We start from the raw sequence: 20,492 nt of genomic DNA, 5'->3' as shown, positions 1-20,492 counted from the left end.
TCCGTACAGGACAAAGGGGTGCCCCCGGCCGTACGAGGCCGGGGGCACCCCTTCTTTCCGGCGGGTCAGCCGGTGTTGCGCAGGCCGGCCGCGACACCGTTGACGGTGAGCAGCAGGGCGCGGGCGAGCAGCGGGTCGGGCTTCTCGTCGGCGCCGGCGGCGTCGCGCTGGCGCTTGAGGAGGGCCACCTGGAGGTAGGAGATCGGGTCCAGGTAGGCGTCGCGGATGGTGAAGGTCTGCTTGAGGACCGGGTCGGCGTCCAGGAGTTCCTGTTCGCCGGTGACGCGCAGGACCTCGGCGACGGTGAGCTCGTGCTCGGCCTTGATGGCGTCGAAGACGTGCTTGAGCTCGTCGGGGACGAGGGTGTCGACGTAGTGCTGGGCGATGCGCAGGTCGGTCTTGGCGAGGGTCATCTCCACGTTGGAGATGAAGTTGCGGAAGAAGTGCCACTGCTGGTGCATCTCGTCCAGGACGGTGTCCAGGCCGGCCTCGCGCAGGGCCTTGAGGCCGGAGCCGACGCCGTACCAGCCGGGGACGATCTGCCGGGACTGGGTCCAGCCGAACACCCACGGGATGGCGCGCAGTCCGTCGAGCGAGACGCCCGAGCCGGGGCGGCGGGAGGGCCGCGAGCCCAGGTGCAGGTCGGCGAGCTGGTCGACCGGCGTGGAGGCCAGGAAGTACGTCGGCAGGTCGGGGTCCTCGACGAGCCTGCGGTAGGCCGTGTGGGCGGCGTCGGAGACGACGTCCATGGCGGCGTCCCAGCGGGCGAGGGCCTCGTCGGACTGGCGGGGCGCGGTGTGCAGGGCGGACGCCTGGAGGGTGGCCGCGACGGACAGTTCCAGGTTCTCGCGGGCGAGGGCCGGGATGAGGTACTTGTCGGAGATGACCTCGCCCTGTTCGGTGACCTTGATCTCGCCTTCGAGGGTGCCCCAGGGCTGGGCGAGGATGGCGTCGTGGGTGGGGCCGCCGCCGCGGCCGACGGTGCCGCCGCGGCCGTGGAAGAGCCGCAGCCGTACGCCGTAGCGGTGGGCGACGTCGCGCAGGCGCCGCTGCGCCCGGTGGATCTCCCACTGGCTGGTGGTGATGCCGCCGAACTTGGAGGAGTCGGAGTAGCCGAGCATGACCTCCTGGACGTCCCCGCGCAGCGCGACGAGGCGCCGGTAGGAGGGGTCGGCGAGCATGTCCTCGAGGATGGTGTCGGCGGCCTTGAGCTCGTCGGTGGTCTCCAGGAGGGGCACGATGCCGATCTTCGCCCAGCCGGCGTGCAGGTCGATCAGTCCGGCCTCGCGCGCCAGCACGGCGGCGGCGAAGACGTCGTCGGCGCCCTGGCACATGGAGATGATGTACGACTCGACGACCTCGGGTCCGAACACCTCCAGGGCCCGCCTGACGGTCTGGAACACGCCGAGGGTCTTCTCCCCCGCGGCGTCGACGGGCGCCGGGGTGGGGGCGAGCGGGCGGCGTGACCTGAGCTCCTTGGCGAGGAGCTTGGAGCGGTACTCGCGGGGCATGTCGGCGTAGCGCCACGACTCCTCGCCGAGCCGGTCGAAGAGCTGGCCGAGGGCGTGGTGGTGGGCGTCGGCGTGTTCGCGTACGTCCATGGTGGCGAGCTGGAGGCCGAAGGCGGCCAGCGTGCGGATCGTACGGGCGAGGCGGCCGTCGGCGAAGAGGCCGCCGCGGTGTTCGCGCAGGGATGCCTGGATGATCCGCAGGTCGGCGAGGAGTTCGCCGGTGCCGAGGTAGTCGCGGCCGGGCTCGTGGGCGGTGCCCTTGGCGAGGCGGAGCTTGGTGTTCTCCAGCTTCTGCCGGATGCAGGTGGCCTTGAGCCGGTAGGGCTCCTCGGCGTTGAGCCGCTTGTAGCGGGGGCTGATCTCGGGCAGGGCGCCGAGGTCGGCCTGGAGGGAGGCGAGCAGCTCCTCCGTCGCACCCGCGTAGCGGATGGAGTTGGAGAGGAAGCCGCGCAGTTCGTCGATCATCTCCAGGGCGTCGTTGATGCCGTGCTCGTGCTGGAGGATGAGGACGTCCCAGGTGACCTGGGGGGTGACGTTGGGGTTGCCGTCGCGGTCGCCGCCGATCCAGGTGCCGAAGGTGAGGGGGCGGGTGTCGTCGGGGAGGTGGACGCCGACGCGCTCCAGCTCCGCCGTGAGGTCCTCCAGGACGTCGCCGACCGCGCCGGCGTGCAACTCGTCGAGGTAGTAGATGGCGTTGCGGGCCTCGTCGGCGGGCTCGGGGCGGACCACGCGCAGTTCGTCGGTCTGCCAGACGAGGTCGATGTTCTCGGCGAGCCGGGTGTCCAGGCGGCGCCGGTCGGAGGCGATGACCGGGGTGTCGAGGAGGGCGGCGATCCGGCGGAGCTTGTTGAGGACGGAGCGGCGGGCGGCCTCGGTGGGGTGGGCGGTGAAGACGGGCCGGATGTTGAGGTTGCGGACCGTCTCGCGCAGGTGCTCGGGGTCGGCGTCCTTGAGGCGGTCGGCGGTGCGGGAGAGCAGTCCGCCCTCGGCGGCGCGGCGGGCGCGCAGTTCGCGGCCGCGGTGCACCTGCTCGGTGACGTTGGCGAGGTGGAAGTAGGTGGAGAACGCGCGGACCAGCTTGGCCGCGGTCTGCAGTTCGGTGCCCCGCAGCAGCTCGGCGGCGGCCTCGCCGTCCTCACGGGTGAGTCGGCGCACCTTCTCGACGAGGTCGAGCAGCTCCGGGCCCTCCTGCCGTACCAGGGTCTCGCCCAGGAGATCACCCAGTCGGCGGATGTCGGCACGCAGCTCGCTGCTCGTCGTGGTGGTCTGGTCGTCGGCACTGCTCACAGGTGCGGCTCCTTGCAGTGTTGAAGCTCGTCTGGGAGGGAACCCGGACGGCGTCTCGCGCGGCGTGCGCCGCTTGCGGGCCGGACGTCCGGGAAGAAATCAGAGCGGACCGCGCTGTCCGACCGACTTCAAGGATAGGTGTCGGTCCGGACGCGCAGGCCGACGGGCTCTTGCCGACGGGCTACGCACTGCCATACTTACGTTGCCGTAGGTTACGGAAGCGTAGGAACGCGGTGCGTTTCCGACGGCCCGGCACCCACCCTCAGTCCACATACCCCACAGGGGACACGCATGACCTCAGGCTCCGACGTGCTGCACGAAGCTCCGAAACAACCCGAGTCCGACGACGCCGCGCACTCCGCCACGCTGGGCGGTGAGCGCAAGCGCTCCATCGAGCAGATCACGCTGCTGCTCTTCATCACCGTCCCCTTCCTGGCGCTGGTGGCGGCGGTGCCGCTGGCGTGGGGGTGGGGGGTGAGCTGGCTGGACCTCGGTCTGCTGGTCTTCTTCTACTACCTCGGCTGCCACGGCATCACCATCGGTTTCCACCGCCACTTCACGCACGGTTCGTTCAAGGCGAAGCGGCCGTTGAAGATCGCGCTGGCGATCGCCGGGTCGATGGCGGTGGAGGGCCCGCTGGTGCGGTGGGTGGCCGACCACCGCAAGCACCACAAGTTCTCCGACGCGGAGGGCGACCCGCATTCGCCGTGGCGGTACGGGGAGACGGTCCCGGCGCTGATGAAGGGCCTGTGGTGGGCGCACATCGGCTGGATGTTCGACGAGGAGCAGACACCGCAGGAAAAGTACGCGCCGGACCTGGTCAAGGACAGGACCCTGCGGGCGATCTCCCGGCAGTTCGTCCTCTGGACGGCGCTGTCGCTGGCGCTGCCCGCGCTGATCGGCGGGCTGGTCACCATGTCCTGGTGGGGCGCGTTCACCGGCTTCTTCTGGGGGTCGCTCGTCCGGGTGGCGCTGCTGCACCACGTGACGTGGTCGATCAACTCGATCTGCCACGCGGTCGGCAAGCGTCCGTTCAAGTCGCGGGACCGTTCGGGCAACGTGTGGTGGCTGGCGGTCCTGTCCTGCGGTGAGTCCTGGCACAACCTGCACCACGCCGACCCGACGTCCGCGCGGCACGGTGTGGAGCGCGGGCAGCTCGACTCCTCCGCCCGGCTGATCCGCTGGTTCGAGCAGCTGGGCTGGGCCTCCGACGTGCGGTGGCCGTCACGCTCGCGTATCGATTCGCGCCGTAACTCCCCGGAAGGCAGCGCCCGGCGCGGGAAGGAACCCGTCGAGGCGGCATGATGGTCGTCGTGGCGACCGACTCCAGCAACACCCCGAGCAACGAGAAACCGCGGCGCGTCCGCCGCACCCGGATGACCGGTGCGGAGCGCCGCCAGCAGCTGCTGGAGATCGGCCGCACCCTGTTCGCGGCGAAGGGCTTCGAAGGCACGTCGGTGGAGGAGATCGCGGCGAAGGCCGGGGTCTCCAAGCCGGTGGTGTACGAGCACTTCGGCGGCAAGGAGGGCCTGTACGCGGTGGTGGTGGACCGCGAGATGCGGCGCCTGCTGGACATGGTGACCAGCTCGCTGACGGCCGGCCATCCCCGCGAACTGTGCGAGCAGGCGGCGTTCGCGCTCCTCGACTACATCGAGGAGTACACGGACGGTTTCCGCATCCTGGTCCGCGACTCCCCCATCCCCCAGTCGACGGGCTCCTTCGCCTCGCTGATCTCGGACATCGCCACCCAGGTGGAGGACATCCTGGGCCGCGAGTTCAAGAGCCGCGGCTTCGACCCCAAGCTGGCCCCGCTGTACGCGCAGGCCCTGGTCGGGATGGTGGCGCTGACGGGCCAGTGGTGGCTGGACGTCCGCAAGCCGAAGAAGGCGGAGGTGGCGGCCCACCTGGTCAACCTGGCCTGGCACGGCCTGGACGGCCTGGAGCCGAAGCCTCGGCTGATAGGTCACCGGAAGAGCTGAATCAACGACGCACTGGATTAATCTTGTGCAATCATGTGCGCATGACTGAGATCACGATCAGCGCAGCCCGTGCCCAGCTCGGCGACCTCGTCCGTCGCGCAGCCCACAGCCGCGAGACCATCGCGCTCACGGATCACGGGCACGTGGCCGCGCTGCTCGTGTCGCCGCAGGTCATAGAGGATCTGGAAGACGCCCTGGCGCTCGCCGACCACGAGCGCCGCAAGGCTGCGGGCACCCTCGGCGAGGGCATCCCGCACGAAGAGGTCGGACGCATGCTGGGGCTGCGCCCGTGACCTATCGCATCATCTGGGAGCCGAAAGCCACCGACGCGGCCGTACGGTTTCTCCGCGACGACCCGGCCGGGCTGGCCGCTGTCTACGAAGCCGTCGACACCCTCGCGAAAGAGCCCCGCCCCGCCGGCTCCGTCGCCTACGGACCGACAGCCCGCCGATTGCGTGTCGGCGACTACCGCGTGCTCTACGTCATCGACGACGACGTAATCCACATCCTCGTCACCCACCTGGGTCGCACGCCCTGAGCCAGCTCCCCTTGACGGCGACCGCGAAGACGCGGCGGAACGGGAACGGAGTGCCGTGCGGGCCGGTCGGACAGGCGGTCCGCAGGGCGGTGCGGTACTCGGCGACGAACGCTTCCCGCGCCTCGGGATCGTCCGCCAGAGCCGTCAGGACGGGACGCAGGCCCGTGCCCCCGACCCAGTCGAGGACCGGGTCCTCCCCGGTCAGCAGGTGGACGTACGTCGTCTCCCAGGCGTCGGTCGTGCAGCCGAGGGCGGTCAGCCGCTCCAGGTAGGCCTCGGGGCGGAGTACGGCGCCGTCGTGGCGCAGGACGCCGGCCAGGCGGGCCCGCCAGCGCGGGGAGGCGGCCAGTTCGCGCATCAGTACATGGCTGGGGGCGTCGAAGTTGCCGGGCACCTGGAAGGCGAAGGTGCCGCCGGGGGTGAGCCCGGCGATCCAGTCCCGGAACCGCTCCGCATGCCCCGGAACCCACTGCAGCGTGGCGTTGCTGACGATCAGGCCGTACGCCCCGTCCGGCGCCCAGGTACGGACGTCGGCGTGGGCGAAGCCGAGGCTGCCGCCCCCGTGGTCGGCGCGGGCCCTGTCGAGCATCTCGGGCGAGTTGTCGTAGCCGGTGACGCGGGCGGCGGGCCAGCGGTCGGCGAGCAGGGCGGTGACGTTGCCTGCGCCGCAGCCGAGGTCGGCGATGCGGGGCGGGTCCCCCGGGAGGTCCGGGACGCGGGCGAGCAGGTCGGTGAAGGGCCGGGCGCGGTGACCGGCGTGACGCAGGTACTGGGCCGGGTCCCAGACAGGGGTCGCTGCGGACATGGGGCCTCCCGATGACCGACGGACGGGTACCCAGCGTCACCCGTCACTCATCTCGACGTCAAGAGACTCGATATCAAGAGACTTCACATCGACACAACCACTACACTGATCACCATGGAGGACGAGGTCGATCGGCTGGTCGCAGCGTGGCGCCGGGAGCGCCCGGACCTCGACGTGGAACCGCTCGAGGTGCTCAGCCGGGTGAGCAGACTGGCCCGGCACCTGGACCGGGCACGCCGGCTCGCCTTCACCGAGCACGGCCTGGAGTCCTGGGAGTTCGACGTCCTGACCGCGCTGCGCCGCGCGGGCACCCCGTACCAGCTCTCGCCGGGCCAGCTCCTCACACAGACGCTGGTCACGTCGGGCACGATGACCAACCGCATCGACCGCCTCACCAAGAAGGGCCTGGTGGAGCGGCTGCCCGACCCCAGTGACCGGCGCGGTGTCCTGGTCCGGCTCACGGACGAGGGCCGTGACCGCGCCGACCAGGCACTGGCCGGACTGCTGGCGCAGGAGCGGGCGATCCTCGGGGAGCTCACCCACGCCCAGCGCAGCGAACTGGCCGGGCTGCTACGCCAGTTGACCGCCCCGTTCGACAACATTCCCGGTTAGGTCGGCGGGTCCGACACCCGCCCGCCGGGCGAGGGCCACCGCGGCGAGGGTGGAGTGCACGCCCAACTTCCCGAGGACGTTCTGCATATGGGTCCGTACGGTGTGCGGGGACAGATACAGGCGCTCGGCGACCGCCTTGCGCCCCAGCCCCGCGACCATGCACCGCAGCACCTCCCGCTCGCGCGGGGTCAGGGACTCCACGAGCCGTTCGCTCTCCGTGCGGTGCCGCCGGGCGGCGGTCAACTCCCTCAGCACGCCGGTGAGCAGCGCGGGCGGCAGATGCGTCTCGTCGCGCAGCACCCCCCGTATGACGGTGAGCAGCCGGTTCAGCGAGCAGTCCTTGGCCACCCATCCGGAGGCTCCCGCCTGGAGGGCGAGCGCGGCCCGGGCCGGGTCGTCCTTCTCGGCGAGGACGACGATCCGTACCTGCGGCTGCGCCGAACGCACCCCGGTGACCAGCGATATCCCGTCGACGAGCCCGTCCTCGTCACCGGCCTGCACGGGTACGGCCGGCCGGCCGCCCGGCACCTTGCCGCCCAGGTCGGCGTCGACGAGCAGCACGTCGAACCGCCGCCCCTCGGCGGCCGCCCGCTCCAGACAGCGCAGCGCGGCCGGGCCGCTGCCCGCCGCGGACACGTCGACGTCCGGCTCCGCGGCCAGGGCCGCGGCCAGTGACTCGGCGAAGATGCGATGGTCGTCGACGACCAGGACTCGAACGCGAACCACGAAACCCCCTTCCCCAAGCTCCCCTCGGAGCAGGGGACTACCCCGTCGTCGGAGGACGACACCGGCGCGGGTACGACGCCGAGGCCCTGTCACCCCACTCACCGGACGTGGGACGGGCCGCCGCGGCCGCACGGCCGCCGCCGCGCGACAACCGCCGCCCCACCTCGGACGCCGTACCCGACTGTCTCGCCCCCTGAACGGCGCCGGCCCCCACCGGCGCTGTTCATCAGAGTACGGGCGGGGGCCGGGAGCGGAAGGTTATTTGCAGAACTGGCGGCCTTACGCGTTTATGGTGAGCCGCATGTTTCGTCTTGAGACAGAAGTCGACAGAGCCCGACGTGATCTGCTCCACAAGCGGCTGAAGGACACCAATACGGCGGCCTCACCGGTCCTGCGCGCCCTGCGCGGAACCCCGGCCGAACGTGAGACGCCTTTGCACGTGTGGGCATCGGACGCGAACGGTGATCTCGCGGGCGGTCTGGTCGGCCACACCTGGACCGCCTGGCTGCACGTGACCTACCTGTGGGTCGACGCCCGCCACCGGGGAGCGGGCCTGGGCTCCCGCCTGCTGACGGAGGCGGAACGCCTCGCCACCGGCCGCGCCTGCACGGCCTCCCGCGTGGAGACCTGGGACTTCCAGGCCCCGGCCTTCTACCGGAAGCACGGCTACGAGGTGGTGTGCGTGATCCCCGACTACCCGCCGGGGATCACGGAGTACACCCTGACGAAGCGGCTGGGCTGAGACTCAGCGCAGCCGCCGCGCGCCCGCCGCCGGGACCGCCTCGAAGACGCGGGGGGCGGTGAAGCCGGCCGCCGCGAAGGCCTCCTCCACCGCCTTGGTGATCGTCGGGACGTCGGCCTCCTCCGCCAGGACGATGGCCGAGCCGCCGAAGCCGCCGCCGGTCATGCGGGCGCCGAGGGCGCCGGAGGTGACGGCGGTCTCCACCACCAGGTCGAGTTCGGGGCAGGAGACGCGGAAGTCGTCGCGCAGGGAGGCGTGGCCCTCGACCAGGACGGGGCCGATGGCCCGGGTGTCGCCCGACTCCAGCAGGGAGACGACCCGTTCGACCCGTGCGTCCTCCGTCACCACGTGGCGGACCAGCCGGCGGACCTCCTCCTCGTCGCCGAGCCGCTGAAGCGCCGTCTCCAGTTCCTCGTACGGCAGGTCCCGCAGCGCGTCGACGCCCAGCAGGGCCGCGCCCTTCTCGCAGCCGGCGCGGCGCTTGCCGTACTCGCCCTCGCTGTGGCTGTGCTTGACCTGGGTGTCGACGACGAGCAGGCGCATGCCCTCGGCGGCCAGGTCGAAGGGGATCTGGCGCTGGGAGAGGTCACGGGTGTCGAGGAACAGGGCGTGGCCGGTCTCGCAGCAGGCGGAGGCCGTCTGGTCCATGATGCCGACGGGGGCGCCGACGTAGACGTTCTCGGCGCGCTGGGACAGGCGGGCCAGCTGCCAGCCGCGCAGACCGAGGCCGAACAGGTCGTTCAGCGCGAGCGCGACCACGACCTCCAGGGCGGCCGAGGACGACAGGCCCGCACCCGCCGGGACCGTCGAGGCGAGGTGGACGTCCGCGCCGGTGACGGTGTGTCCGGCCTCGCGCAGCGCCCACACCACGCCCGCCGGGTAGGCGGTCCACCGCTTGTCGGACTCGGGGGCCAGGGCGTCGACCGTCAGTTCCACGACCGGGCCGTCCACGTCGGCGGAGTGCAGCCGCAGGACGCCGTCGTCGCGCCGGGACACCGCCGCGACCGCGGTGTGCGGCAGGGCGAAAGGCATGACGAAGCCGTCGTTGTAGTCGGTGTGCTCGCCGATGAGGTTGACCCGGCCCGGTGCCGCCCACACTCCGTCCGGTGCGGACCCGTACAGCTCCTCGAACCGCTCGGCGACGGACCCCGCGACGGCCCCGCTGGACTCGCTCATGCCCTGACCCCTGCCCCTTCGTGACGTTCTACTTGGCCTGTTCGGCCTGCTTGGCGCGCTGCTGCGCGAACTCCCACGCGTCCGCGACGATTCCCGCGAGGTCGGCGCGCGACGGGTTCCAGCCCAGCTTCTCGCGGGCGGTGGCGGCCGACGCCACCAGGACCGCCGGGTCGCCGTCCCGGCGGGGTGCCACGACCTCGGGGATCGGGTGGCCGGTGACCTGACGGACCGTCTCGACGACCTCGCGGACGGAGAAGCCGTTGCCGTTGCCGAGGTTGCAGATCAGGTGCTCGCCGGGCGCGGCGGCCCGCAGCGCGAGCAGGTGGGCCTCGGCCAGGTCGGCGACGTGGATGTAGTCGCGTACGCAGGTGCCGTCGGGCGTCGGGTAGTCGTCGCCGTAGACGGAGATCGCGTCGCGCCGGCCCTGGGCGACCTGGAGCACGAGCGGGATGAGGTGCGACTCGGGGTCGTGCCGCTCGCCGTACCGCCCGTAGGCGCCGGCCACGTTGAAGTAGCGCAGGGAGACCGCGCCCAGTCCGTGGGCGGCCGCCTCGCCGGTGATCATGTGGTCGACGGCGAGCTTCGAGGCGCCGTAGGGGTTGGTGGGGCTGGTCGGCGCGGTCTCGACGATCGGGACCTGCTCGGGCTCGCCGTACGTCGCCGCCGTGGAGGAGAACACCAGCCGGCGCACGCCCGCCTCGCGCATCGCGGCGAGCAGCGCCATGGTGCCGCCGACGTTGTTGTCCCAGTACTTCTCCGGCTTCACCACCGACTCGCCGACCTGTGAGGAGGCGGCGAAGTGCAGCACGCCGTCGAACGACGGGTCCAGCCATTTGGCGGCGTCGCGGATGTCGCCCTCGATGAACGACGCGCCCGCGGGAACGCCCTCCCGGAAGCCGGTGGAGAGGTTGTCGAGGACGACGACCTCGTGACCGGCCTCGATCAGATGCTGGGCGACGACACTGCCGACATACCCCGCACCCCCGGTGACCAGGTACTTCCCGCTCATGAACTCGCTACCTCTCGCAGTCGCTCGGCCGCGCGCTCCGGCGGCACGTCGTTGATGAACACGTTCATGCCGGACTCGGAACCCGCGAGGAACTTCAGCTTGCCGGACGTACGGCGGATGGTGAAAAGCTCGAGGTGGAGCGCGAAGTCGTCACGCGTGACGCCGTCGAACTCCTCCAGCGCGCCGAACGGGGCCTGGTGCCAGGCCGCGATGTACGGCGTCGGAGGCTCGCCCTCCCCGAAGATCCGGTCGAAGCGCTTCAAGAGTTCCAGATACACCTGGGGGAACTCTGTGCGCGCCGCCTCGTCCAGTGCGAGCAGGTCGGGCACCCGGTGCTTGGGGTAGAGGTGGACCTCGTAGGGCCAGTGCGCCGCGTACGGCACGAAGGCCACCCAGTGTTCACCCTCAAGGACGATCCGCTCGTCGGCCCGTTCCCGCTCCAGCACGGCGTCGAACAGGTTCTCGCCGCCCGTCGCCTCCTTGTGTGCGGCCACTTGGCGCAGCATCAGGGCGGTGCGGGGGGTGGTGAAGGGGTAGGCGTAGATCTGCCCGTGCGGGTGCTGGAGGGTGACGCCGATCTCGGCCCCCCGGTTCTCGAAGCAGAAGACCTGTTCGACGGAGGGCAGATGCGACAGCTCGGAGGTCCGGTCGGTCCAGGCGTCGAGCACCAGTCGCGTCTGCCGCTCGCTCAGACCGGCGAAGGAGGAGTTGTGGTCGGAGGTGAAGCAGACGACCTCGCACCGGCCCGAGTCCCCGGCCAGCGAGGGGAAACGGTTCTCGAAGACGACCACGTCGTACGACGAGTCCGGGATCTCGCTCAGCCGGTCGCCCTCGGAGGGGCACAGCGGGCACTCGTCGGCCGGCGGGTGGTACGTACGCCCCTGGCGGTGCGAGGCGATGGCGACGGAGTCGCCCAGCAGCGCGTCGCGGCGGATCCCGGACGTGGTGACGGTGGCGTCCAGCGGACGGCGGTCGGCGGCGTCGCGGACGGTGTCGTCGGCCAGGTCGTAGTAGATGAGCTCGCGGCCGTCGGCCAGCCGGGTCGAGGTCTTCTTCACTGCCGCACTCCTCTGCACCCGCCAATCACTCAACACAATCAAACATAACACATCACAACTCACCAGCAAGCCCTGTTCATCACGATCAAACAAAGAACGCCATGGGAAGTGTTCAGTCGCTGAACACGGAGGCATAGGTTCCGCGCCGGATCAGTTCGCGAACGAAGCGAGTGTGTATGCAAACCCCCACATACCTAGCCGCAGAGCTTCGACTCCCCACCAACTGGCTGGACTACACGATCCTCGGGATCTACTTCGTCGTCGTGCTGGGCATCGGCCTCGCCGCCCGCCGCTCGGTCAAGACCAGCCTCGACTTCTTCCTCTCCGGCCGCTCCCTGCCCGCCTGGGTCACCGGCCTGGCCTTCATCGCGGCCAACCTCGGCGCCACCGAGATCCTCGGCATGGCGGCCAACAGTGCCCAGTACGGCGTCTACACGACCCACTGGTACTGGATCGGCGCCATCCCCGCGATGGTCTTCCTGGGCCTGGTGATGATGCCGTTCTACTACGGCAGCAAGGTCCGCTCGGTCCCCGAGTTCCTGCTGCTGCGCTTCGACAGGGCGGCCCACCTGCTCAGCTCGATCCTCTTCGCGGCCGCGGCCATCCTGATCGCCGGCGTCAACCTCTACGCCCTCGCGATCGTCGTCGAGGCCCTCCTCGGCTGGCCGCAGTGGGTGGCGATCGTCGTCGCCGGCTTCTTTGTTTTGGCCTACATCACCCTCGGCGGCCTGTCCTCGGCGATCTACAACGAGGTCCTGCAGTTCTTCGTCATCCTCGCCGCGCTCATCCCGATCACGGTGCTCGGCCTGAAGAGCGTGGGCGGCTGGGACGGCCTGTCCGACTCCCTCACCGAGGCGCGCGGCGACGACTTCATGACCGCCTGGGGCGGCACCGGCATCGGCAGCGACAACCCGCTCGGCGCCAACTGGCTGACCATCGTCCTCGGCCTCGGCTTCGTCCTCTCCTTCGGCTACTGGACGACGAACTTCGCCGAGGTGCAGCGCGCGCTGTCCGCCAAGAACCTCTCGGCGGCCCAGCGCACCCCGCTCATCGCCGCGTTCCCGAAGATCTTCATCGTGTTCCTGGTGATGATCCCGGGCCTGGTCGCCGCCGTGATGGTCCCCGCGATCGGCACGGCCGACTCGGACCTGCAGTACAACGACGCGATCCCGTACCTGATGCAGCAGCTCCTGCCCAACGGAGTCCTGGGCATCGCCGTCACCGGCCTGCTGGCCGCGTTCATGGCCGGCATGGCCGCCAACGTCTCCTCCTTCAACACCGTCTTCACCACCGACATCTGGGCGAAGTACGTGGTGAAGCACCGCGAGGACGCGTACTACGTCCGCTTCGGCCGCCTGATCACCGCGATCGGCGTCCTCGCCTCCATCGGCACGGCGTTCCTGGCCAGCTCCTTCTCCAACATCATGAGCTACCTGCAGACGCTGTTCTCCTTCTTCAACGTGCCGATGTTCGTGGTCTTCATCATCGGCATGTTCTGGAAGCGGGCGTCCATGAAGTCCGGCTTCTGGGGCCTGCTCGCCGGCACCACCGCCGCGATGGTGAACTACTTCTGGATCTACAAGCAGGGCATCATCGACATCCCCACCGACCAGGGCGCCAACTTCGTCTCCGCGATCGCCGGCTTCGTCGCGGGCGCGGTGGTCATGGTCGCCGTGTCCCTCTTCACCGCGCCCAAGCCGGCGGAGGAACTCGAGGGACTGGTCTACGGCACGCGCTCCCCGGGCATGGCGGAGCCGCCCGCGGAGGGCGACGACGCGTGGTACCGGAAGCCGGCGTTGCTGGGCTGGGGTGCGGTGATCCTGGCTGCCGCCTGCTACATCCCGTTCTCGTTCTGACCGCGGGAGGATGGAGAGAGCATGTCCGAGCACTATTCCGAGCGTGATCTTCAGCAGGAGGTCTCCGAGCTGGAGACCAAGTCCGCGACGGCCGCGCGGTTGTTCGACATCCGGCGGATCATCGGTGGGCTGTTCGTCGTGTACGGCGTGATCGTCACGATCGCGGGGTTCACCGCGTCCGATGCGGACATCGACAAGGCCGAGGGGGTCAACATCAACCTCTGGACGGGGTTGGGGATGCTGATCCTGGGCCTGCTGTTCCTCCTCTGGCTGAAGCTGAGGCCGACGGCTCCGCCGCCGCCGGACGCTGTTCCGGGGGAGCGGGAGGAGTAGGGGCGCTGTACGGGGTTGCGTGATCCGGGGTGCCCCCTGCAGGTGTGGGCCCCGGGGGCGGGGCTGCGCGGCCCGGCGCGGCCCCGCCCCACCCACCGGCCGTGGGCGCTGCCCAAGCCCTCACCGGACCGAAAGCCGCACCACAGGCACAAGACCCGCGCCGCGGGGCCTAAGCGCCGCCCCCCACCGGCCCCGCGCGGTCCAGTAAGCCCGTTCGGGCGGCCAGGGCCGCCGCCTCCAGGCGGGAGCCCACGCCCAGTTTCATCAGGACCCGCTGGACATGCGTCCGGGCCGTGGACGGTGCGATGCCCATGCCCGCCGCGATCAGCCGGGTGTCCTCCCCGTCGGCGACCCGCACCAGCACCTCCACCTCCCGAGGCGTCAGCATCCGCAACAACCGCGCACCCTCGTCATCCGGCTGCGCCGCAGGATTCAGCAGCTCCCCGAACGCCCCCTGCAGCAACTGCGGCGCCACCGCCGCCTCCCCCGCCCGCGCCTTCATGATCGCCCGCTCGACCCCCTCGATGCGCTCGTCGTGCCGCACGTACCCCGACGCCCCCGCCGCGAACGCCGCCGCGATACCCCGCGGCGACGGCACCGGCCCCAGCACGACCACCGCCACCTGCGGCCGCTCCCGCTTGATCTTCACCACCGGATCGAAGGCCCCCGCCTCCGCCGGCGCCGCCGTCCCCAGCAGACACACCTCGGGCGCCCTGCTGATCACCAGATCCGCCGCCCCGGAAGCCGGCGCCGCAGCCGCCAGCACCCGGTGCCCCCGCAGCTTCAACGCCGAGGCCAGCGCCTCGGCGAGCAACCGGTGGTCGTCGACCACCATCAGCCGCACTCCCATCGAACAACCAACCCCCCACGACAACGCACCCCCGGATGCCCCCGGAAGCTACACGCTTGTTCGACATCGCGCTCCCCCTACCGGCGAGAACCGCCCCGGACCGCCGAAATTCTCGCATTCGACGGCGATGAGCACATGATGCGCGATACGCCCGTGGCCCCGTCCCTGACCAGGGACGGGGCCACGAAAAGCAGGAATCCGAACGATCAGCTCGTACCGAAAGCGATCACGAGATACTCCTTCTCGTCCGAAGTCGACGAGAAATCACTGGCGTATATATCGGACATGTACAGACCGCCCCGCGAGAACAGGATCTCCGAGTACTCCGGGGACATCCGCGACTCCACGTCCCGCACGGTCTCCGTCGCCGGGTTCTCCATCAGCGTCGTCTGCTCGAAGGTCCCCCCGTCGATGCTGACGATCTGCCCGCCCTTGTCGTACGGCGGACGCTTGTACGCCAGGATGTTGCCGCCGTCCGTCCGCAGCGGAATGATCGTGTAGCTGTCACCCGCGTCGGCCCGCTGACCGGTCTGCTTGCCGGTCGCCAGGTCGAAGGCGACGATCTCGTTGGTCTGGCTGTACGACTCCCCGCCGACCTCGTGCTCCTCGGTGGCGATGTACAGCCTGTCGTTGCCGACCGCCAGCCCGCTGCACTTCTCGAGCTTGTAGATGCCGTCGCAGCGGGCCCCGAACTCGTCGCCCGGCGCGGAGATGCGCGCGCGCAGCTTGCCGGTCTTGTTGTCGATGGAGAAGAAGTCGGAGATCCCGCTGCCGTCACCCGCGGACTCGTTGACGTCGGCCGCCACGACCAGTGGGTCGGTGGAGACGACGGCGGCGTACTCGATGCCCTCGTCCATCTTGTACTCGGCGATCACCTTCCCGCTCTTCGGGTCGATGTTCTGGATGTGCAGCTGCCGCTGGTCGTACGAGCCGCACTTGCGCACCGCGACGAGCTTCTCGCCGCCGCCGTACCCGGAGTCGTAGCAGGAGTCGGACGTCGTGGGCGCCCACAGCTGCTCACCGGAGGCGACCTCCCAGGCGGCGCCGCCGCTGGTGCTGCCCGCCGCGACGGTACCGCCGCTGATGGTGACGTTGTTGAAGCTGATCGGCATGGTGCCGGACTTGGCGGTCTTGGTCCACAGCTCCTTGCCCGCCTCCAGGTCGATCACCGCGACCTGCGTGCAGGCCTGCGGGTTCCCCTTGGTCGGCATGGCGGGCTTGAAGGTGATCGCCGTCTTGTTGTCCTCGGTGACGCGGTGGGTGGCCTCGCACACCGGTCCGGGCAGGTCGATCGTCCACTTCTCGGTGCCCTTGGCGCGGTCGTAGCCGACGATCTCGGCGATCCCGCTCTTGGCGTACACCGTGTCGGTCAGCCAGGAACCGGAGGTGGAGATGGTCGTGACGTCCTTGGGGGTCTTGGGCGCGGGCACCTGGAACAGCACCTTGGAGTTGGTGTCGGCCGGCGCCTTCTCCTTCGCTTCGGAGGAGTTGTCCCCTCCCCCTCCGCCTCCGCCACCACCGTTCGTCTTGTTCTTGCCGTCGCCGGAATCCGCGGTGGTCTTCTTGTCGTCGTCCTTTCCGGACGAGGACGCGTACCAGACACCGCCGCCGACGATCAGGGCGATGGCCACGACCGCCGAGACGATGATGGCGGCCTGCGCGTTGAACTTCTTCCCGCCACCCCCCGGCTGCGGCTGCATCGGCATGGTCGGAGGCTGCGGGTACCCGTACCCGGGCTGCCCGTACGGCCCGGGCTGCTGCCCCGGATACCCGTAACCGGCGGCCGGCGGCTGCTGCCCCGGATACCCGTATCCAGCGGCCGGCGGCTGCTGCGGATACCCGTACCCGGGCCCCTGCGGAGCCGACGGCGGCGCGACCGGAGGCTGCGGAGCGACCGGAGGAGCCGCCGGAGGCTGCGGGGCCTGCGGAGGCTGCGGGGCCTGCGGGGCCTGCGGATACCCGTATCCAGGCTCCGGAGCCTTGTTGAGATCGGGTCCACCAGGAGTGGACGGCGGCTGCGGCGGCCCGAACCCCGGCTGCTGCGGGGGCTGGTTGGGCGGCGGAGGCGGCTGGGTCATGACGTGAGTACCTCGGGGGAAGGGGGACGGCGGACGACGGACGGCGAGAAGAGGACGAACCGCGACTCTCACTTGCCGTAGGCGAGCATCAGCTTCTCCTTCGACTCGTCATTGCCGGTCAGCCGCGTGGTCGAGATGTAGAAGCGTCCGTCGACCCAGTCGATCGACTTGCTGAAGAAGCTGTTCTCGATGTCCGCGACGCCCTGCGGGTTCCGCATCAGTCCGGCCGGCCTGTGGTCGCTGCCGCCGACGGGGACGGCCACGACCTGCCCGCCCGCGTCGTACGACGGCCCGACGTAGGCGATGAGCCTGCCGCCCTCGATCTTCATGGGCTGCATGGACTCCTCGGCGGGGGACTTGACCCGCCACCGCTCCTTGCCGTTGTCGAGGCTGATGGCGACGATCTCGTTGGCCCCGGTGGTCGCCTCGGTGGGCAGGTAGAGGGTGTTCCCGTCGACGACGACGCCCTCACAGCCCTGGAGGTCGCGCGCGAGGATGGCCCAGCCGCAGCCGGGGGCGAAGTCCTCGTCGACGGTGACCTCGGAGCGGAACTTGCCGCTGCCGCCGGTGAAGACGGATATGTTCCAGGCCTTCTTCTCCTCGTTGGTGCTGTAGACGACCACCGGGTCGACGGAGTAGGCGCGCTCGACGCGCCACCCCTTGTCGAACTTCTGGGTCCACTTCACCTTGCCGGTCCTCGGGTCGAGCTCCTGGAGCTCGTCGTGCTCGTTGGTGCCGCCGGCGCCGCAGGCCGCGACCTGGAGCAGCCGCTCACCGCCCGCGAAGGCGGCGGGGAAGCAGGGGGCGTCGCCGTACTTCTTCGCGTCGAACAGCTTCTTGCCGCTGGTCACGTCGTACGCCGTGCCGGACTGCGAGCGGCCCACCATCAGCGTGTTGCCGGTGAGGGTCATCTCGATGGAGAGCGTGGAGTCGAACAGCGCGCCGTCGGCGACCTCCTGCTTCCAGCCCTTCTCACCGGTGTCGAGGTCGACGAGCTGGAGCTGGTTGCACTCGGCGCTGTCGCTCTTGCCGTCCTTGTAGGCGATGACGACCTTGTCGTCGGCCGTCTTCTCCTGCGTGACCGCGCAGATCTCCTGCGGGAAGGCGATGGTGTCCCAGGTGGGCTTGCCGTCACCGACGTCGTAGGCGAAGAGCTCCTTGTAGGCGGCCTTCACCGCCGTCTTGTCGGTGACCCACATGCCGGGGGCCTCGGCGCCGGAACCGGGCGCGTCGGGCGCCTCCTTGTACCAGAGCACCTTGGACTCACCGGCCTGGCGGCCCTCGTTGAGGTTCTCCGGTTCCTCGCCGCCGTCGCCGCTGCCGTCGCCCGGGTTGACCGGGGCGCCGGAGGAGCCACCCGGCTTCGGGTCGTCGGTCTGCTCGGCGACGGGCTTCTTGTCCTTCTTGCCGTCGTCACCGGAGACGGCCCACACGGTGCCGCCGATCACCAGCAGCGCGGTGACCGCGGCACCGATGACCATGGCGGGCTTGCCCTTGAAGGGGTTCCGGGAGCCGGACCCGCCGGGCGGCGGCGTGCCGGGCGCCCCGGGGAACTGCGGCTGGGTCGGGTACCCGTATCCGGGCTGCTGCCCGTACGGCCCCGGCTGCTGCGGCTGCCCGTAGGACCCGGGGGCGTACGGCCCGGAGTTGTACGGTCCGGAGTTGTACGGACCCGGCTGCTGCGGAGGCTGCTGCGGATATCCGTATCCGGGCTGCGGCGTACCGGCCGGCGAACCCTGCGGAGGCGGAGGGGGCGTCTGCGGAGCCCCGAAGCCACCCCCCGGCGGCGGATCCTGCGGCGCTCCGAAGCCTCCCTGCGGCGGCTGGTTCGGCGGCTGCGTCATCAGCGCGTTCCCCCTTACATCACTGATTTCTAGCCACGCCCTGAGGTGCGCGATGAACCCAGAGCCGTATTCAGACGTTTCTCAGACTGGGCCCTTTCTATCACCCGGTACGGACACGCCACCGGGCCGTATCCACCCCTGTTCCCAAGGGAGGACCGGCCCGTGATGCCCCCGTTACGCGCCCTCACGCCCTCTTCACACCACGCGCGCCCCCGCGCGCGAACGGGCAGGGGAGGCTCAGGCGTCCTCCGCCAGTTCCAGCCAGCGCAGCTCCAGCTCGTCCCGCTGTCCGGCCAGTTCCCGCAGCTCGGCGTCGAGTTCGGCGACCTTCGCGAAGTCGGTGGCGTGCTCGGCGATGGCGGCGTGCAGCTTGGTCTCCTTCTCGGAGACCTTGTCGAGCTGCCGCTCGATCTTCTGCAGCTCCTTCTTGGCGGCGCGCTGGTCGGCGGCGCTCCTCTCCGGCGCGGAACCCTGGGGCACCGCGGCCGGTACGGAGGCCGCAGCGGCGGCGGCCTCCTCCATGCGCTTGCGGCGCTCCAGGTACTCCTCGATCCCGCGCGGCAGCATCCGCAGGGTGCCGTCGCCGAGGAGGGCGAACACGCGGTCGGTGGTGCGCTCGACGAAGAACCGGTCGTGGGAGATGACGATCATCGAGCCGGGCCAGCCGTCGAGGACGTCCTCGAGCTGGGTGAGGGTCTCGATGTCGAGGTCGTTGGTGGGCTCGTCGAGGAAGAGGACGTTGGGCTCGTCCATGAGCAGCCGCAGCAGTTGCAGCCGCCGCCGCTCACCGCCCGACAGGTCGCCGACCGGCGTCCACTGCTTCTCCTTGTTGAACCCGAACGTCTCGCAGAGCTGCCCGGCGGTCATCTCGCGTCCCTTGCCGAGGTCGACGCGCTCGCGCACCTGCTGCACGGCCTGGAGCACCCGCCAGGTGGGGTCGAGCTCGGCGACCTCCTGGGAGAGATAGGCGAGCTTGACCGTCTTGCCGACGCGGACGTGACCGCCCGCGGGCTGCGTCTCCCCCTCGCTCCGGGCGGCCTCCGCCAGCGCCCGCAGCAGGGACGTCTTCCCGGCCCCGTTGACACCCACCAGACCGATGCGGTCCCCGGGCCCGAGCTGCCAGGTGACGTGCTCGAGCAGCACCTTGGGTCCGGCCTGGACGGTGACGTCCTCCAGGTCGAACACCGTCTTGCCGAGCCGCGAGGAGGCGAACTTCATCAGCTCGCTGCTGTCGCGGGGCGGCGGAACGTCCTTGATCAGCTCATTCGCGGCCTCGACGCGGAACCGCGGCTTGGACGTCCGCGCGGGGGCGCCGCGCCGCAGCCAGGCCAGCTCCTTGCGGACCAGGTTCTGCCGCTTGACCTCCTCGGTGGCGGCGATGCGCTCACGTTCCGCGCGGGCGAAGACGTAGTCGGAGTAGCCGCCCTCGTACTCGTACACGTCACCGCGCTGCACGTCCCACATGCGGGTGCAGACCTGGTCGAGGAACCAGCGGTCGTGGGTGACGCAGACGAGCGCGGACCGCCGCGCCCGCAGGTGCTCGGCGAGCCAGGCGATGCCCTCGACGTCGAGGTGGTTGGTCGGCTCGTCGAGGACGATCAGGTCCTGCTCCTCGATGAGCAGCTTGGCGAGCGCGATCCGGCGCCGCTCACCACCGGACAGCGGTCCGATGACCGTGTCGAGGCCCTTCGGGAACCCCGGCAGGTCCAGCCCGCCGAACAGCCCGGTCAGTACGTCCCTGACCTTGGCGTTCCCGGCCCACTCGTGGTCGGCCATGTCCCCGATGACCTCGTGCCGCACGGTGGCGGCCGGGTCGAGCGAGTCGTGCTGGGTGAGCACCCCGATCCGCAGCCCGCCGGAGTGCGTCACGCGCCCGGTGTCGGCCTCCTCCAGCCGGGCCAGCATCCGGATGAGCGTGGTCTTGCCGTCCCCGTTCCTCCCCACGACCCCGATCCGGTCCCCTTCGGAGACGCCGAGGGAAATCCCGTCGAGCAGCGCACGCGTGCCGTACACCTTGCTGACGTTCTCGACATTGACCAGATTGACGGCCATTACTCTCCTGCCCGGTGGATCGATCAGCTTTCAAGC

General features: G+C 70.3%; 18 protein-coding genes. 8 read left to right on the top strand and 10 right to left on the bottom strand.

Translation table 11 applies throughout. The features are described from left to right. Positions 1–65: 65 nt before the first annotated feature. On the bottom strand, positions 66–2,798 hold the full coding sequence (ppc, locus tag ACIA6T_RS27845; RefSeq protein WP_399449224.1) for a phosphoenolpyruvate carboxylase: 2,733 nt from the start codon (positions 2,796–2,798) through the stop codon (positions 66–68). A gap of 291 nt (positions 2,799–3,089) precedes the next feature. Here ppc and ACIA6T_RS27840 point away from each other — a divergent pair, with 291 nt between their 5' ends. Genes ACIA6T_RS27840 through ACIA6T_RS27825 form a run of 4 tightly spaced genes read left to right on the top strand, consistent with a single transcriptional unit; the run spans position 3,090 to position 5,315 of the window. After that, positions 3,090–4,103 (top strand): acyl-CoA desaturase, encoded by a 1,014-nt coding sequence (locus tag ACIA6T_RS27840; protein ID WP_399449223.1) that lies wholly within the window; start codon positions 3,090–3,092, stop codon positions 4,101–4,103. Beyond that, positions 4,100–4,777 carry a TetR/AcrR family transcriptional regulator gene (locus ACIA6T_RS27835; RefSeq protein WP_399449222.1) on the top strand — a complete coding sequence of 226 codons (678 nt, stop codon included), beginning with the start codon at positions 4,100–4,102 and terminating at the stop codon, positions 4,775–4,777. The genes ACIA6T_RS27840 and ACIA6T_RS27835 overlap by 4 nt, the downstream gene beginning before the upstream one ends. Positions 4,778–4,818: 41 nt before the next feature. Next, the gene (locus tag ACIA6T_RS27830) at positions 4,819–5,070 is read left to right on the top strand and encodes a type II toxin-antitoxin system Phd/YefM family antitoxin (protein ID WP_399449221.1); all 252 of its coding nucleotides are present in this window, start codon (positions 4,819–4,821) and stop codon (positions 5,068–5,070) included. Beyond that, complete coding sequence (locus ACIA6T_RS27825) at positions 5,067–5,315, top strand: type II toxin-antitoxin system RelE/ParE family toxin (RefSeq protein ID WP_399449220.1); 249 nt, start codon at positions 5,067–5,069, stop codon at positions 5,313–5,315. The genes ACIA6T_RS27830 and ACIA6T_RS27825 overlap by 4 nt, the downstream gene beginning before the upstream one ends. On the opposite strand, the gene ACIA6T_RS27820 is transcribed toward ACIA6T_RS27825, so the two are convergent. Beyond that, on the bottom strand, positions 5,290–6,120 hold the full coding sequence (locus ACIA6T_RS27820) for a trans-aconitate 2-methyltransferase (RefSeq protein WP_399449219.1): 831 nt from the start codon (positions 6,118–6,120) through the stop codon (positions 5,290–5,292). The genes ACIA6T_RS27825 and ACIA6T_RS27820 overlap by 26 nt on opposite strands. Before the next feature lie 114 nt (positions 6,121–6,234). On the opposite strand from ACIA6T_RS27820, the gene tamR reads away from it, so the two are divergent. Continuing rightward, the gene (gene tamR, locus ACIA6T_RS27815; RefSeq protein WP_399449218.1) at positions 6,235–6,732 is read left to right on the top strand and encodes a MarR family transcriptional regulator TamR; all 498 of its coding nucleotides are present in this window, start codon (positions 6,235–6,237) and stop codon (positions 6,730–6,732) included. On the opposite strand, the gene ACIA6T_RS27810 is transcribed toward tamR, so the two are convergent. After that, complete coding sequence (locus ACIA6T_RS27810; protein ID WP_399449216.1) at positions 6,691–7,458, bottom strand: LuxR C-terminal-related transcriptional regulator; 768 nt, start codon at positions 7,456–7,458, stop codon at positions 6,691–6,693. The genes tamR and ACIA6T_RS27810 overlap by 42 nt on opposite strands. A 301-nt stretch (positions 7,459–7,759) precedes the next feature. On the opposite strand from ACIA6T_RS27810, the gene ACIA6T_RS27805 reads away from it, so the two are divergent. Continuing rightward, entirely contained in the window at positions 7,760–8,200 is a 441-nt protein-coding gene (locus ACIA6T_RS27805; protein ID WP_399449215.1) for a GNAT family N-acetyltransferase, read from the top strand. Positions 8,201–8,203: 3 nt separating this feature from the next. On the opposite strand, the gene galK is transcribed toward ACIA6T_RS27805, so the two are convergent. Genes galK through galT form a run of 3 tightly spaced genes read right to left on the bottom strand, consistent with a single transcriptional unit; the run spans position 8,204 to position 11,443 of the window. Continuing rightward, a complete protein-coding gene (galK, locus tag ACIA6T_RS27800) occupies positions 8,204–9,376 on the bottom strand; it encodes a galactokinase (RefSeq protein ID WP_399449214.1) in 1,173 nt (390 codons plus the stop codon). 28 nt (positions 9,377–9,404) lie between these two features. Continuing rightward, entirely contained in the window at positions 9,405–10,385 is a 981-nt protein-coding gene (gene galE / locus ACIA6T_RS27795; RefSeq protein ID WP_399449213.1) for a UDP-glucose 4-epimerase GalE, read from the bottom strand. Then, a complete protein-coding gene (gene galT / locus ACIA6T_RS27790; protein WP_399449212.1) occupies positions 10,382–11,443 on the bottom strand; it encodes a galactose-1-phosphate uridylyltransferase in 1,062 nt (353 codons plus the stop codon). The genes galE and galT overlap by 4 nt, the downstream gene beginning before the upstream one ends. 176 nt (positions 11,444–11,619) lie before the next feature. On the opposite strand from galT, the gene ACIA6T_RS27785 reads away from it, so the two are divergent. Both ACIA6T_RS27785 and ACIA6T_RS27780 read left to right on the top strand, forming a co-directional pair. After that, positions 11,620–13,299, top strand: a complete 1,680-nt coding sequence (locus tag ACIA6T_RS27785) for a sodium:solute symporter family protein (protein WP_399449211.1) — start codon at positions 11,620–11,622, stop codon at positions 13,297–13,299. Between the two features lie 21 nt (positions 13,300–13,320). Then, entirely contained in the window at positions 13,321–13,632 is a 312-nt protein-coding gene (locus tag ACIA6T_RS27780; RefSeq protein ID WP_385195672.1) for a hypothetical protein, read from the top strand. 169 nt (positions 13,633–13,801) lie between these two features. On the opposite strand, the gene ACIA6T_RS27775 is transcribed toward ACIA6T_RS27780, so the two are convergent. The 4 genes from ACIA6T_RS27775 to ACIA6T_RS27760 form a co-directional block, all read right to left on the bottom strand. After that, entirely contained in the window at positions 13,802–14,482 is a 681-nt protein-coding gene (locus tag ACIA6T_RS27775) for a LuxR C-terminal-related transcriptional regulator (protein ID WP_385046599.1), read from the bottom strand. Positions 14,483–14,688: 206 nt separating this feature from the next. After that, positions 14,689–16,560: a PQQ-binding-like beta-propeller repeat protein gene (locus ACIA6T_RS27770; RefSeq protein WP_399449210.1), complete on the bottom strand. Its 1,872-nt coding sequence runs from the start codon at positions 16,558–16,560 to the stop codon at positions 14,689–14,691. Between the two features lie 68 nt (positions 16,561–16,628). After that, positions 16,629–18,404 carry a PQQ-binding-like beta-propeller repeat protein gene (locus ACIA6T_RS27765; RefSeq protein WP_399449209.1) on the bottom strand — a complete coding sequence of 592 codons (1,776 nt, stop codon included), beginning with the start codon at positions 18,402–18,404 and terminating at the stop codon, positions 16,629–16,631. Positions 18,405–18,641: 237 nt separating this feature from the next. Next, entirely contained in the window at positions 18,642–20,456 is a 1,815-nt protein-coding gene (locus ACIA6T_RS27760) for an ABC-F family ATP-binding cassette domain-containing protein (RefSeq protein WP_399449208.1), read from the bottom strand. Positions 20,457–20,492: the final 36 nt, after the last annotated feature.

Origin of the sequence: Streptomyces sp. NPDC051740 (assembly GCF_044453165.1) — a bacterium.
Taxonomy (GTDB): domain Bacteria; phylum Actinomycetota; class Actinomycetes; order Streptomycetales; family Streptomycetaceae; genus Streptomyces; species Streptomyces atrovirens.
This window is presented reverse-complemented; position numbering and strand designations above follow the sequence as displayed.